Source organism: Niallia sp. FSL W8-0954 (genome assembly GCF_038005605.1).
Taxonomy (GTDB): domain Bacteria; phylum Bacillota; class Bacilli; order Bacillales; family Cytobacillaceae; genus Niallia; species Niallia circulans_A.
In genome coordinates this window covers 1,008,071-1,022,322 of record NZ_JBBOTN010000001.1, presented here as the reverse complement: position 1 = coordinate 1,022,322, position 14,252 = coordinate 1,008,071, and the positions used below count along the sequence as shown (strand labels likewise).

Sequence of the window (14,252 nt, the reverse complement as noted above, 5' to 3'; positions counted from 1 at the left end):
TCTAAACTCCACTAATGAAGATGCTTGACTGGAACATTTTAACATATAGTTTTCATTATATCAATATATTATGATTTGTTTATTAATTCTAAAAAATCTATCATTTTCAAAAATCGGATTGCTCTACTTTTTCTAAAATAGTCTATAAAAAAAGTGCTGAAGCCCAAAAGGGACAGCACTTTTTATCTAAGCAAAGATTATAATTCTTCGCCATTTGTCGCAATGACATTTTTGTACCAATCAAATGATTTTTTCTTCGTTCTTTTCAATGTTCCATTTCCATAATCATCTTGGTCTACATAGATAAAGCCATATCGTTTAGACATTTCAGAGGTGCTGGCAGAAATAAGATCAATACACCCCCAGCTTGTGTAGCCAATTAAGTCTACACCTTCTTTAATTGCTTCTTTCATCTGCTCGATATGTGCCCGCATATATTCAATACGATAATCATCATTAATAGAGCCATCTTCTTCTACTTTATCATGTGCACCTAATCCATTTTCAACGATAAATAAAGGTACTTGATATCGATCATACATTTTCTTTAGCGTAATACGCAATCCTTTCGGGTCGATTTGCCAGCCCCAATCGGATGATTCTAAGTATGGATTTTTCACTCCAGAGAAGAAGTTTCCTTTTTCTTTTTTCTTATCTGGTGCTCCACTTGCAACCATAGACATATAATAGCTAAAAGATAGGAAATCAACAGTATGCTGTAAAAGCAGCTCTTCATCCCCTGGAAGCATTTCAATCTGAATATTATTTTCCTCAAAGTAGTTCAGCATAAAGCTTGGATAATAACCGCGCACTTGAACATCTGTGAAAAATAAATTCTTCTGATCCTCTTCTAATGCTGCTAATACATCATCTGGATTACATGTTTCCGGATATACTTCCATACGTGCCAGCATACAGCCAATCTGTGCATCAGGAATAATCTCATGACATGCCTTCACTGCTCTAGAGCTTGCCACAAATTGATGATGTAAAGCTTGATAAATAGCTTGTTCTTTATTCTCTACCTCATCAATTAAAATTCCACTACCAATGTAAGGGGATAGGGTTGAGATATTAATTTCATTAAACGTTAACCAATACTTCACCTTGTCCTTATAGCGGTTAAAGACAGTTTCAGCATAATGAACAAAGAAATCTACTAATCGTCTATCTACCCAGCCATTATATTTTTGGACAAGGTTCAGTGGAATTTCATAATGGGATAGCGTCACCAACGGCTCAATTCCATATTTAGCCAACTCATCAAATACTCGATCATAAAAAGCTAAGCCCTCTTCATTTGGCACCAAGTCATCCCCATTCGGGAAAATACGCGGCCAAGAAATAGACAGACGGAATGTTTTGAAGCCCATCTCTGCAAAAAGAGCAATGTCTTCTTTATAGCGATGATAAAAATCAATCCCGCGACGTTTCGGAAAATTGTCTCCGCCTTTGCCAGCTAATAGTGCTTCTAATTCCGCTTTGCTCTTCACATCCATCTCGATATCATCGCCACGTTCTTCCTTTGGAACGAATGTGACCATATCAAAGATCGATAATCCTTTCCCGCCTTCATTATACGCACCTTCTAATTGATTGGCAGCTGTAGCTCCCCCCCATAAAAAGCCTTCAGGAAATCCGTTTTTCTTCATTATATGTTTCCTCCCTTTTCTAATCTCTACCTATAATGATACGCTTACAAAAAAGAAAAAACTGGTCTCTTTCAGACCAGTTAAAAAGAAGGATATCGTTTTTGATAGTGATAGATGAGAATATCAAACAAACGTAATAAGGTATAACTACTCACAGCACTATTATCAATTTTTCCACATTGTAAAATCTCATCAAATATATGTTCGTGCTTCTCGGAATCTGAAAAAGTAATTAGCAATTTCTTCCCGCTTGCTGCCTTAATTTTTTCTTTGATTGCTAACGCTTCTGTCAGGATGTTTCCTTCAATGGAAATGGTAATAATCATATCTTCTTCTGTCAAATGAGAGACTGTTTCCAATTGTTTAAAAAAATTCGTATTGCATTCACATAGCTTTCCGAGCAGAAATAATTGCTTTTGAAGCTCCATCGCTTGAATTTGATGTTTTTCAAATCCTAATATGACAATTCTTTTAGACTCATGAATCTTTTTTATGATACGGTCTAGTTGTACTCTGGAAATTCTTTCCATTATCTCGATATTTTCCTTTAGTTTTAATTCAAATGTTTCTGTAGTTAAGCTCTTTTCCCTTTCCTCATACATTCCCCCATGATAAGCAACACTACTGCGGAGATTCGAAAAGTTACGGAAGCCAATTCGCTTACAGAAACGATTAATTGTAGATGGGGCAACATTACATACTTCCGCAGCCATTTCTAAAGAATAGCCTTCTATATGATGAATATTTTCCAGGAAACTATTGGCGATGGAATAGTTAATATCTTTTTCTAAAGAATTATTTATGTACGCTAAAAGGGTATAAATTAATTGTTCCAAAATTTCCACCTCATGATGATCGTATCATATTATTGTAGGAATGGTTAGGAATTTGAAAGAATGATGAGTAAATGTTAGATTCCCACCTTTCAATAAAAATTCAAAATAATTTATTTTCTGTATATTTTATGAATATTCTTTTTCTATTATTTACTTTTTTTTCTAATTATTCTATATTTGCATTAATATACTAGAAAGGAGGAAATTCAAATGAAGAAAAAAAACTTTGAGATACCTACTCGTTCTAAAAACTGTAATGGAATTAATTGCGGTTAAATTTATTGGCCTTTTTGAAGATTCCCTCACAATGTTTTAGCCTAAGATGATTAAATATTTCTGTGAGAAATATCCTCATCTAACTTTTATGATGCAGACTAATGGCACAAATTTATTAAATCCAACTATTATGAATTTAATCTTAAAGTATAATTTTAAAGTTACTGTAAGTATAGATGGACCAAAAGAAATTCATGATAAGTATAGAAGAGATATTAAAAATAATCCAACGTATGAAAGAATACTAGATAATGTAAAAAAAATCCAAATGACAAATCCTGATAAAATTCTTTCCATTCAAGCAACTTATTCTCCTTCTACTAATAAGCTTTATTCAAAAAAAGAAATTGCTAAACAAATCTATCGTGACTTTGGTATACCAAATATAGCAGTTAATGATGTATGGGAAGTAGGAACGTCTAATTATGTTTATAATATAGTTAGAGAAGAAATTGAAGAAGACTTTGAAGAGTTTCTAAATGAACAATCTTATTTTATGAGAACTAACACTTCTGATATATTATCTTATTTCTTTTCGAAAGAAATAGATTGGTTTCACTTTTGTGAAGCTGGTTTGGAGTTACTATCTATCGATCCAAATGGAAACATTTGGCCATGCCATTTATTTGTTAATACCTCTGAAAAAATCACCAATATAGTTAACGAAGATATAAATTATGTCTGGAAAAAAATTATGAGTTATCCTGAAATATTTCATTCCAAAACGAAAGTACGAAAAGAGTGTGAGTTATGTATTGCTCGCTTCAGATGTGTCTTATGTAAAAGAACTAATGAAAATCCATATCAAGAGATTAGTTGTAAGAGTAAAAGGAAAGAAACAAAAATTGTTTTCGATTTAATCGCAAAACACCATGATAGAATAGAGGATATCGTTTCTAAATTAGATAGAATTCATAATATTATTTAATTTTCCTTTAACACCAAAATTCTTTTGTAAAGAATCAACTTAAAAGAAGGTGACTACTTGTCTAAAAATATAAATAAAAAATGGTTAATTATTTTTATCTTTTTGCTACCATTTGCAGCATTTGAAAATACCTTTAAAGCATTTGTTTTTAAAGAAGTTTTCGATTATTTTGAAGCCGCAAATAAACTTCCTCTTGTAAATTTAATTATCTTTACTATTGGCGGTTATTTCTTAATTATGATTAGTCAAACATTATATAACTTTACTGTACATCAGATAATTTTTATGAAGATTTCAGCCTTAAAACAAAAAATTTTTAAAATTTTTATTTATTCAGATAATTTACTTCAAGAGAAGAATACTGCATCTTATGTTTCATTCTTATTAAATGATTTAAAATTAATTCAAACCAACTATTATGACTCCTTATTAAAAATTATTCTAAACCTAATAATTTTTTTCATATCTATTAGTGCTATTTTCTTTCTTAATAGTACGATGGCTATTCTATTAATAGTAGTGTTTATTATTCCTAGTCTTATCCCACAATTATTTAAAAAAAGGATTGTTAATCAAACAGAAGACTGGACAAATAAAAATGAAATTTATACTGGAAAGGTAAAGGATGCTTTTACAGGTATAGACACTATTCGAGGATATGGTATGGAAAAGCGAATGATTGATGATCATATTACATATAATTCTACTGTTGAAAGAAGTTTTGCGACATTAAATAATTGGCGTGTACTTTCAGATAATATTGTAGGTTTTTTTGGGCTTTGTGGTTTTTTCTTTGTTAATCTATATGGAATAATCCTTGCCACTCGAGGGGTTATTACTATTGGAACAGTTCTAGCAATTATTCAGCTTTCTAATACTATTATTGCTCCAGCGCTTGATTCATTGGAAGAGTATAATAAGATATTAACTACCAAAAAAATTCGTGATAGAATTCAAAACTTTATTAAAAGCACACCCGATATACCTGCTAATCATCAAGCAATCTCTTTTAAAGATGCATTAACATGTGAGAATCTCACATACAAAATAGGAGATAAAATGATTCTTTCAGATTTAAACCTTGAAATAAAAAAAGGAAAAAAAATTCTTATTACCGGTCCTTCAGGTTCAGGAAAAAGTACCTTATTGAAAATACTTCAAAAGAGAATTCAAAATTATCAAGGTACTATAAAACTTGATGGCGTAAACTTTCTAGATGTTGATGCAATTTCTTTTTATAAAACAATATCCATGATTAATCAAAAACCGTTCTTATTTGATGATACGCTTCGAAATAATATAATACTCGGAGAAAATTACAGTGAAGCAGATATTATAAATGCCTGTTCTCGGGCTGGACTAACTGAAGTAATTTTTGATAAAGGGCTAGATTATAAAGTTGGAGAAGACGGAAAGAATTTGTCTGGGGGACAGAGACAGCGTATCGAAATAGCACGAGCATTTCTAAGAAATCGTGAAATTCTCCTTATGGATGAAGCAACATCCTCTTTAGATAGGGAAACTGCTAAGGAAATTGAACAAATAGTCTTACTAGATAAAGAACTAACTGTTGTTTCTGTTTCTCATCATTTTGAAAAAGAAAATTTATCTGTTTATGACGAACTTATTGTTTTGATAGATGGGAATATAGTAGAATTCGGCTCATTCGAACAACTTATGCACAGACCACATTCCTATGTGCATTTCTTAGCATGATTAGGAAGAAAATCAGAAATAAATATTTATTTAATTAAGGAAAAGAGAAAGGGCAATAATAATTTGCTCTTTTTTTTATTGATTTGAGAGCCCTTTCATCATCCTGCTTGACTTAAACCATAGTTTAAGCCGTATACTAATCTTGTCGACAATGATTGGAGATCTCCGAATGAAATAACAGTGATGCATCAGCTAAATTTAATATTCCTGAATCAACGATAAGATATTATAAAACACATGGATTACTTCCATTGCTAGAACGCGATGAAGCTGAAAGGCGATTATTTTCCGAAAAACAGATGGCACCATTCCGAACCATTATTTGTTTAAAAAATACGCATATATCTATAACAAGAATTAAACAATATATTGATTGGATTATCGAAGGAGACAGCACCATCCAGCTGCGCCTTGCCATGATGGAAAATCACAAACAAGATGTAATCGCTGAAATCTCGTTAATGAAGGAAGTCCCTAAAAGGAAGTGATGAGAAAATTTCACGATACTTGAAAAGATCGCGGAAAGAATATAGGAAGTAATTAAATAGAATATAAAATAATTGGAAAAGAGGAATCCCAATGAAGCTCTCTAATAACACCATTCTTATTACAGGCGGAAATGCCGGAATTGGCTTAGCTTTTGCAGAACGATTCATCGACGCAGGAAATACGGTGGTTGTTTGTGGCCGCAGGGAAGAAGCACTTCAACAGGCAAAAGAAAAATATCCTAGCTTGATTACATATGTGAGCGATCTCTCTGTAGAAGCTGAACGTGTTAAATTATTTGAGTGGGTAACAGCGCACTATCCAGAAGTGAATGTATTAGTAAACAACGCAGGTATTCAACAACGGTTTAATGTGCTAAAAGCGGACGCGAAGAATGATTGGAGCTATTTCAACAAAGAAATTACAATCAATATGGAAGCTGCTATTCAAATGTCTATGCTATTTGCACCTTATTTTTCAGAAAAAGAAAATGCGGCCATCATTAACGTAACATCAGGCTTAGCCTTTACGCCGATGGTTATTGCACCCATTTATTCAGCAACCAAAGCAGCCATGCATTCATTCACTGTCAGCTTAAGACATCAGCTTTCCGACACTTCTATAGAAGTAATTGAAGTTGCCCCTCCAGCTGTAAATACAGATTTAGGCGGTGCCGGGTTACATACAGCAGGAGAGCCATTAAACGAGTTTGCCGATGGAATATTTCAAGGGTTAAAAGAAGGAAAGCTAGAAATTGGCTATGGCAGCTCCGTAGATCGTTTGCGGATGTCTCGTGATGAAGTGGATAAGCATGTGGAGAATATGTATGAGGCGATGAAGAAGATGATTGAGTAAGAATGAGTTGGACAAAAAGCTCACCATAATCTTGGTGAGTTTTTTGTCTATCTAGTTAAATCCTCTATTCCGATCAACCAATGTTTACTTGAGTAACTTTATTTTCTCTTCCTATTGTGTTTCATCTTTTATAGTTTTTCTACAACAAGAGACTTTTCTTATTTAATATAAAACGGATATTTTATGTTTTTGTAAACCCTCTAGTTCTATTTTTGATAAGGGTTTGTCTACAATCATATAATTAATATCGGAGCAATTTAAGCTTTGATGTAAGTATTTCTGATTCAATTTATCATGTGTTACCATCAGAACAACTTCTTTTGCACCTTTTCTGAATGACTGCTTAATTAATGCTTCTCCCTCTGTTGTTTCTGTTGCACCTACAGAAAAATCAAAGCCACGACAAGAAACAAATGCCAGATCAACATTATAAGTTAGGGCATCATGATATGCCTTAGACCCATTAACTGTAAACCGCTTAGGAACAATCGAACCTCCTAGAATATTCACTTTTGCTGATGTGTACTCTGATAATAAACTAGCTGTAATAACTCCATTTGTAATCACTTGTAAGCCTTCAAACTTGTTTAATTGATGAACCAAATGTAATGCTGTACTGCTTGAATCAATAAATAGATTCATATCATTTTGAATCAATTCCTTTGCCAATTTTGCCATTCTTTCTTTCTCTTTATCATCATTAAACTTATCAACTTTCATTAAATAAGGAATATCTATCTTTCGGCGGTCAATAATCACGGCGCCGCCACGAGTTCTACGAATTAATCCTTGATTTTCCAATTCTATTAAATCACGCTTTATCGTTGCCTCACTATAATTTAATAACTCAACCAAATCAGTAGTTTTCATAAAATTTTCTACTTTTAAATGATTAACAATTTTATCTTGTCTTTCCTTTTGTATGGATGTTGTCATTCATATCCCTCCTTTCAATACCCCTATGTTTTACTATGAATCTAGTTAAAATGCATGAAAGGCATGGACATAATCGTCCACACCAATTAATGACATTTAATACAAATCAGCCTTATTTACAGTGTTCAAGATATTTAATTTATGACGTACAACTTCCTTTACCTTTTCATTCGGACGAATATACACTTGATTTGGTTCATACATGCCTGGATTATCTGCTAAAACTTGATGAACCTCATGAAAAAACACGCTCTTTAAATCAGAAGATAAATTTACCTTCCCTACTCCATATTTAATCGATTCAATGACTTCAGAATCAGGGTTGCCTGAACCACCGTGTAACACAAACGGAATATCTATTCGTTCATTTAATTCTTTTAATAATGGAATGTTGAGTTTTGGAATAACGTCTTTTGGATAAAGTCCATGGGCGGTTCCAATTGCAACAGCTAAAGTATCAATACCTGTTCGTTTAACAAAATCAACCGCTTGATCTGGTTCAGTATAGATAATTTTATTTGATCCACCTTCATAGGACCCATTATTTCCAATCGTTCCTAACTCTGCTTCAACTGAAACATTCACCTTATGCGCCAATTCTACCACAGCTCTTGTTATCTTCACATTTTCTTCGTAATCAGATAATGAAGCATCAATCATTACAGACGTATATCCATTTCTGATAGCTCGCATCACATCATCTATACTTCCTCCATGATCCATATGGATTACAACAGGAACTTTACTATATAATGCATATTCTCGAACAGCAGCAATAAACCGGTCTCCTAAATAAGCGATCTCATCTGGATGAATTTCAATAATTACTGGGGCATTCTGGTCTTCTACTTCTTCCATAATAGATTTCAACATATCGAAACTACAAATATTAAACGCTGGTACCGCAAACTGATTTTCTTTCGCCACTTTTAGTAAATCTCTCATTGTATATAACATATTATGCAATCCCTTCTTTGTTTTCCAACTCACTAGATAGTTCTTGTTCCTTTTTAATTGGTGTTTTTTTTAGTAATCCTACCGTGACAGCTGTAACAACTGTACCTGCTACTAATGCAAGAAGATACATTGGTAGATTGTTAATGACGTTTGGAATAAACATAACCCATACTCCACCATGTGGTGCCATTGACGTCACTCCTGAAGCCATTGAAATAGAGGCAGCCACAGCAGATCCAGCCATTAGACTAGGAATCACCCTGATGGGATCAGCGACTGCAAAGGGAATTGCTCCTTCTGTAATATAAGAAGAACCTAAAATCCAACAGGACTTACCAGAAGTTCTTTCTTCCTCATTAAACTTTTGTTTAAATAATATAGTAGCAAGTGCTAATCCAAGTGGTGGTGTCATTCCTGCTATCATACATGCAGCAATTGGAGCATTTACACCTGCAGACATTAATCCAATAGAAAAAGTGGAAATTGATTTATTAATTGGGCCTCCCATATCTGCAGCCATCATTAATCCTATTAATAATCCAAACACAAGTCCTGAAGTTTCTCCTAATCCATTTAAAAAGTTAGTTAATGTATTTAATAACCAAGAAATAGGCGTATCAATTAAAAACACCATAGATAGACCGACAACAGTAATTGCTACTAGTGGTACAACAATGAGCTGATAGATAGCCTGAAACGATTTTTTTACATGGATTTTATTTGCTATTTTATCCGTAATATATCCCGCTAATATTCCGCCAATCATTCCACCTAAAAAACCCGAACCTCCAGCTGATGCTAATGTACCCGCTACTAATCCTGGTGCAAATCCTGCTCTTCCTGCAAATGAAACTGCGATTCCTGCAGCTAAGGCTGGGACCATGAGTGCAAAAGCAGTATCGCCACCTATTTTGGACAAAGCACCAGCCATTACATTGTATTGGTCACTGTTAGGATCCGATGCTTCAATACCAAAAGCAAAGCTTATTGCTATTAGAATTCCTCCAGCAATTACAAAGGGAAGCATATAGTTAACACCATTCATGAAATGGTTATACACACTCTTCTTATTCTGGAAATTCTGTGAGGCATTCTGGTTACTTTCTTGTTGATGAATATAAGTTCCCTTTCCATTAATAGCTTCTTCAATAACAAGATGAGGTTCCTTAATAGCTCTTGCTGTAGAAACTTTTTTTACTTTTTTTCCAACAAATCGATCCAATTCTACTATCTTATCAATAGCAAGTATTACTACATCTGCCTCTTCTATTTCAGCGGCCGAAAGCACATTCTCTGTCTTTACACCTTGTGTCTCGAATTTCGTTGCATAACCTTTTTCTAATGCGGTTCTTTGCAGTTTTTCTGCAGCCATATAGGTATGGGCAATTCCAGTTGGACAAGATGTGATGCCAACAATTTTCATAATGAGCTCCCTCCTTTATTCATTAATAAGCTTTGTATATCACTTGCATTGCTTGCTTGTTTTAATTCTAATTTAAAGTCATCATTCATTAGTTGCCTTGCTAAATAGCTAAGTATATCTAAATGAATATCACTTGCTTTTTCAGGCACCGCTAACATAAAAACACAATCAACTTGTGAACCATCTAGCGCAATATAATCTACTATTTTTCCTGTATGAGCGAAAACGATCACAGGACTTTTTACTGTTTTACTTTTTGCATGCGGTATGCCAAATCCATCTTCCATTCCAGTTGGAGACTCCTTCTCTCTTTTTTCTAAATCTTTTATAAAACGTTTCTTACTTGATATATAACCACTTTTTTCAAGAATAGTAGCTAGACGGGAAAACAAATCCTTTTTCAATTGAATCGTCGAATCAAACAAAATACAATTCGTATCTATCATGGATGAGATATCCATTGTCCCTCCTCCTTCGCTATAGGTAAGCGCTTACCTTTCAGAGATGATTCTATCACCATGCACCAATTAGTTCAATGAAATGAACGAAAGTTGACATTATGGCTTTTTTATATAGAAAATAGTCATTTAAATGATTTTTTTCGTTCATTTTTTCTTCACGATGATCATGTACTCACTACATTTTTTTATTAACGAATCTAAATAAACAATAAAATCGTGCCTTGCTAATGGTGTGATGAAACTTATTTAAAACGGAAAACAGCAATCAAGAAATTCCGATACAATTGTCACTGCTTCATCTCATTCACTGCACATAAAAAAGGCACCTTCTATTTGAAGGTGCCTTTTTTATGAAAACATATTAATTATGCGTAATATGCTTAGGTGTATTCATCTTTACCGCTGATTTACGAACCAATATATAGTAAGACAAAAATGCTAGTAAGCTTGATGCGAAAATAATAACTCCCATCGGCACAGCGGTATGTTCTCCGCCGATTCCTACTAGTGGTGCTGTTAAAGAGCCTAATAAGAAAGGTAATAGTCCTAGTAATGCAGATGCACTTCCCGCCATATGCCCTTTTGTTTCCATTGCCAATGAAAAAGACGAGGTTCCAATAATACTAATAGAGGTAACGAAAAGAAAAATAGGGATCGCTACCGCCACTAATGGTGCATGCACTAAAATAGCAATTACTAATAAAATCGATGCGGACATGGATAGAGCTAAACCACTCTTCAAGAATGTTTTCTCTGAAAATCTCGATAATCGTCCAACAATTTGCGTTCCGATAATTAAGCCAACCCCGTTTACTCCAAACAATAAACTAAATACTTGTGGGGAAACGCCATAAATATTTTGGTAGACAAAAGAAATACCAGAAACATAGGCAAAGATTCCTGCCGTTGTGAAACCTTGTGTAAAGGCATAGCCGGCAAATTCACGGTCTTTCAGTAAAGAACCGAAATTCGAGACTACTTTTTTAATATTGCTTGGTACACGTTTTTCCACTGGTAATGTTTCTTCCAATTTAAAAGCAACGACTAAAGTCAAAATAATTCCAACACAGGTTAATACAAGAAAAACTACTTTCCAACTCGCGAAAGAAAGAATAGCTCCGCCTATAATTGGTGCCACAATTGGACCGAGGTTTCCGATTAACATTAATGTTGCGAAAAACTTCGTCAGCTCTCTTCCACTGTAAAGATCACGAACGACTGCTCTTGAAATAACAAGACCTCCTGCTGCTGCAAAGCCTTGGATAAAGCGAGCACCTATCAGCATATAAATATTTGGTGCGATTGCACATATTAACGAAGATAGTAAATATAAGCCAAGAAATGTAAGCAACGGTTTGCGACGTCCTTGGACATCACTCATTGGTCCAATAATTAACTGCCCGAAAGCAAGCCCTAACAAGCATGTTGTCAAACTAACTTGAACTAAGGATGCATTCGTATGAAACTGCTCTACAATAGTTGGAAATGCCGGCAGATATGTGTCTATTGTAAATGGACCTAATAGGGAAAGAGATCCCAATAGAAAAGCAATTTGTAATCGTTTCGTTTTGGTTAATGAATTCAACTTTTCATCGCCTTTCAATATGAAATATTTATTATTTATTTGAATAATGACCTGAAAAAAATGCTTCTTTCAAAGAAGGAAGCATACTTAAATATTGTATTATGAAACATGGAATATTTCACTAATTAAGCTCACTTTTTTAAAATAAGTATTTTTTATAATAAAGTACTGTCATTTATTCATATGAAGGATGGTGTATTTTATATCTAAAAATTATCTTCTTGCCCAATTTTTCAAATTGCTGTTTTCCGGTTTAAACGTAGATTATTTGCAGCTAAAATAGATAGCCATTTCATTTGCCTTTTCCATTCTTCTTGAGCTTGTAATATCGATATAGGATGGAATTTAATTGTATCACCAGGCTTTTTCTGAGCTACTAGGGGAATATCTGTGCCTATGACCATGCCGATTTTTGTATAACCACCAGACATTTGGCAATCTGCCATCAAGATAATGGGCTTACCATTTGCAGGGACTTGAATTGTTCCTGGTGCTGCAAATTCACTAAGTATATCTGCAGACTTCTTATGTACTAGCGGATCTCCATCAAGACGGTATCCCATTCGATCTGATTGACTGGTCACTTGATATAACCTTTTTACAAATAGCTCCTTTGACTCTCCTTCAAATTCCCTATTATGCGGTCCCCATACAAATCTAACCACATCATTTGAAAAATTCGGAATATAACAGTCAGGGATTCTCCGATTTTTTACTAGGTTCATCCACTTAGGATTAAACGGTCCTATTGGAATGTAATCATTGCTTTGAAGGGCTCTTCCTTCCATCCCTCCATATCTTCCGCGAATAAAAGTTGATTTACTTCCCATTACTTCTGGAACATCAATCCCGCCAAGGATAGCAAGATAGCTGCGACAGCCATTTTTCCCTTTTCCAAACTTCAAAACAGCTCCACCCTCGATATGGATCGCTTTCCACATAGGGATCGCTTTTCCATTTAATGTTGGTGATAAATCTGCCCCAGTAATCGCAATAATCCCTTCTCCTTCGAAAAGTATTTCTGGTCCTAATAATGTTATTTCTAAAGCAGCATAGTCAGGTGGATTGCCGACGATAATATTAGCTAGCTTCAAGGAAAGAGGGTCCATTGCACCAGAGACTGAAACACCAAATGACTGATAAGACGGTCTCCCCAAATCTTGGATGGTTGTTAATAAGCCTGGTTTTAAACACTTTATATATTCCATAATTGATCCCACTCTTTTTGTACTTGGCTGTTCCATTTATGGGCGACTTCAGCTGAAATAGGCTCATACTTAACATAATCTCCTGCCGTTATAAAGTTAGGAGGATTCTTTGTTTCATCAAAAATATCCATTGGTGTCCATCCAACTATATGCCATCCTCCTGGAGATTCGACTGTATAAATAGAAGTCATTTGGTTAGCGATAGCAACCGCACCTTTGGGGACTTTAACTCTTGGATTAGATTTTCTGGGAACAGCAATTCGTTCATCTAGATTCCCCATATATGGCAAGCCTGCAATAAATCCAATCATATAGACATAATAAGCATTTGAAGTTATTATTTCGACGATTTCCTCTTCACTAAAGCCCAATTTCTTTGCTAACTCAGATAAATCAAGACCATACTGTTCATCAAAAACGACTGGAATATGAACCATCCGTGATTCTTTCTCTCGCCCGCTAACTTCTGTAAAATCAATATGGATAAGCTTATCTTTTAATTGCTCAAAATTTATTAGTAGCGGATCATATAAAATCGAGAAATTGCACATACCTTTAACAATATCTTTAACACCTCGAATTTTTAAAGACTTGATCACCTCAGCAAAACGCTGCACTATTTGATTCTGTTCGATTGATAATATTTCCTCAAACTGGACGATTAAAATCTGTTCTCCCATTGGCAGAAATTCTATCTTTCTATTGGTTTTCGGGGGTATTAGTTCCAATGAACTCACCTCTTATCACTAAGCTTATATTCTAAATGGGTCTCTCCTCATTTTCTCTTAACTTTATATGGGATATGATAAACTTCTATTTATTGTTTGTAAATACAACTGTGTTAATTTTCAAAATATTCAAATAAAGTAATAGCTAGATTGCTTATTTAAGTCTCTTTTCTCCGTTTACTCGACATTTGAGTATGTTAAATGG

13 protein-coding genes are annotated in these 14,252 nt (G+C 34.2%); 4 read left to right on the top strand and 9 right to left on the bottom strand.

Annotated elements, in window-relative coordinates:
• Positions 1-197: 197 nt before the first annotated feature.
• Together NX902_RS04990 and NX902_RS04985 are read right to left on the bottom strand one after the other, a co-directional pair.
• A complete protein-coding gene (locus tag NX902_RS04990; protein ID WP_095334130.1) occupies positions 198-1,652 on the bottom strand; it encodes a glycoside hydrolase family 1 protein in 1,455 nt (484 codons plus the stop codon).
• A gap of 80 nt (positions 1,653-1,732) precedes the next feature.
• Complete coding sequence (locus NX902_RS04985; protein ID WP_164463934.1) at positions 1,733-2,488, bottom strand: MurR/RpiR family transcriptional regulator; 756 nt, start codon at positions 2,486-2,488, stop codon at positions 1,733-1,735.
• A gap of 406 nt (positions 2,489-2,894) precedes the next feature.
• Here NX902_RS04985 and NX902_RS04980 point away from each other — a divergent pair, with 406 nt between their 5' ends.
• The 4 genes from NX902_RS04980 (at position 2,895) to NX902_RS04965 (ending at position 6,749) form a co-directional block, all read left to right on the top strand.
• Complete coding sequence (locus NX902_RS04980; RefSeq protein ID WP_341160588.1) at positions 2,895-3,692, top strand: SPASM domain-containing protein; 798 nt, start codon at positions 2,895-2,897, stop codon at positions 3,690-3,692.
• 57 nt (positions 3,693-3,749) lie between these two features.
• Positions 3,750-5,408, top strand: coding sequence for an ABC transporter ATP-binding protein (locus NX902_RS04975; protein ID WP_163188456.1), 1,659 nt, complete (start codon positions 3,750-3,752; stop codon positions 5,406-5,408).
• Positions 5,409-5,611: 203 nt separating this feature from the next.
• Entirely contained in the window at positions 5,612-5,896 is a 285-nt protein-coding gene (locus NX902_RS04970) for a MerR family transcriptional regulator (protein WP_163188474.1), read from the top strand.
• A gap of 91 nt (positions 5,897-5,987) precedes the next feature.
• On the top strand, positions 5,988-6,749 hold the full coding sequence (locus NX902_RS04965) for an SDR family oxidoreductase (protein ID WP_095334144.1): 762 nt from the start codon (positions 5,988-5,990) through the stop codon (positions 6,747-6,749).
• A 162-nt stretch (positions 6,750-6,911) separates the two neighbouring features.
• On the opposite strand, the gene NX902_RS04960 is transcribed toward NX902_RS04965, so the two are convergent.
• The 7 genes from NX902_RS04960 to pxpB form a co-directional block, all read right to left on the bottom strand.
• Positions 6,912-7,685 carry a DeoR/GlpR family DNA-binding transcription regulator gene (locus NX902_RS04960; RefSeq protein ID WP_095334146.1) on the bottom strand — a complete coding sequence of 258 codons (774 nt, stop codon included), beginning with the start codon at positions 7,683-7,685 and terminating at the stop codon, positions 6,912-6,914.
• Positions 7,686-7,781: 96 nt separating this feature from the next.
• Entirely contained in the window at positions 7,782-8,642 is an 861-nt protein-coding gene (locus tag NX902_RS04955; protein ID WP_095334148.1) for a ketose-bisphosphate aldolase, read from the bottom strand.
• 1 nt (position 8,643) lies between these two features.
• Complete coding sequence (locus NX902_RS04950) at positions 8,644-10,065, bottom strand: PTS fructose transporter subunit IIC (protein ID WP_163188460.1); 1,422 nt, start codon at positions 10,063-10,065, stop codon at positions 8,644-8,646.
• The gene (locus tag NX902_RS04945; protein ID WP_061799987.1) at positions 10,062-10,526 is read right to left on the bottom strand and encodes a PTS sugar transporter subunit IIA; all 465 of its coding nucleotides are present in this window, start codon (positions 10,524-10,526) and stop codon (positions 10,062-10,064) included. Before NX902_RS04945 ends, NX902_RS04950 begins: the two co-directional genes overlap by 4 nt.
• Before the next feature lie 361 nt (positions 10,527-10,887).
• Positions 10,888-12,111 carry a Bcr/CflA family multidrug efflux MFS transporter gene (locus NX902_RS04940; protein WP_095334152.1) on the bottom strand — a complete coding sequence of 408 codons (1,224 nt, stop codon included), beginning with the start codon at positions 12,109-12,111 and terminating at the stop codon, positions 10,888-10,890.
• A 233-nt stretch (positions 12,112-12,344) separates the two neighbouring features.
• A complete protein-coding gene (locus tag NX902_RS04935) occupies positions 12,345-13,319 on the bottom strand; it encodes a 5-oxoprolinase subunit C family protein (RefSeq protein ID WP_123258986.1) in 975 nt (324 codons plus the stop codon).
• On the bottom strand, positions 13,307-14,047 hold the full coding sequence (pxpB, locus tag NX902_RS04930; protein ID WP_235973172.1) for a 5-oxoprolinase subunit PxpB: 741 nt from the start codon (positions 14,045-14,047) through the stop codon (positions 13,307-13,309). The genes NX902_RS04935 and pxpB overlap by 13 nt, the downstream gene beginning before the upstream one ends.
• Positions 14,048-14,252: the final 205 nt, after the last annotated feature.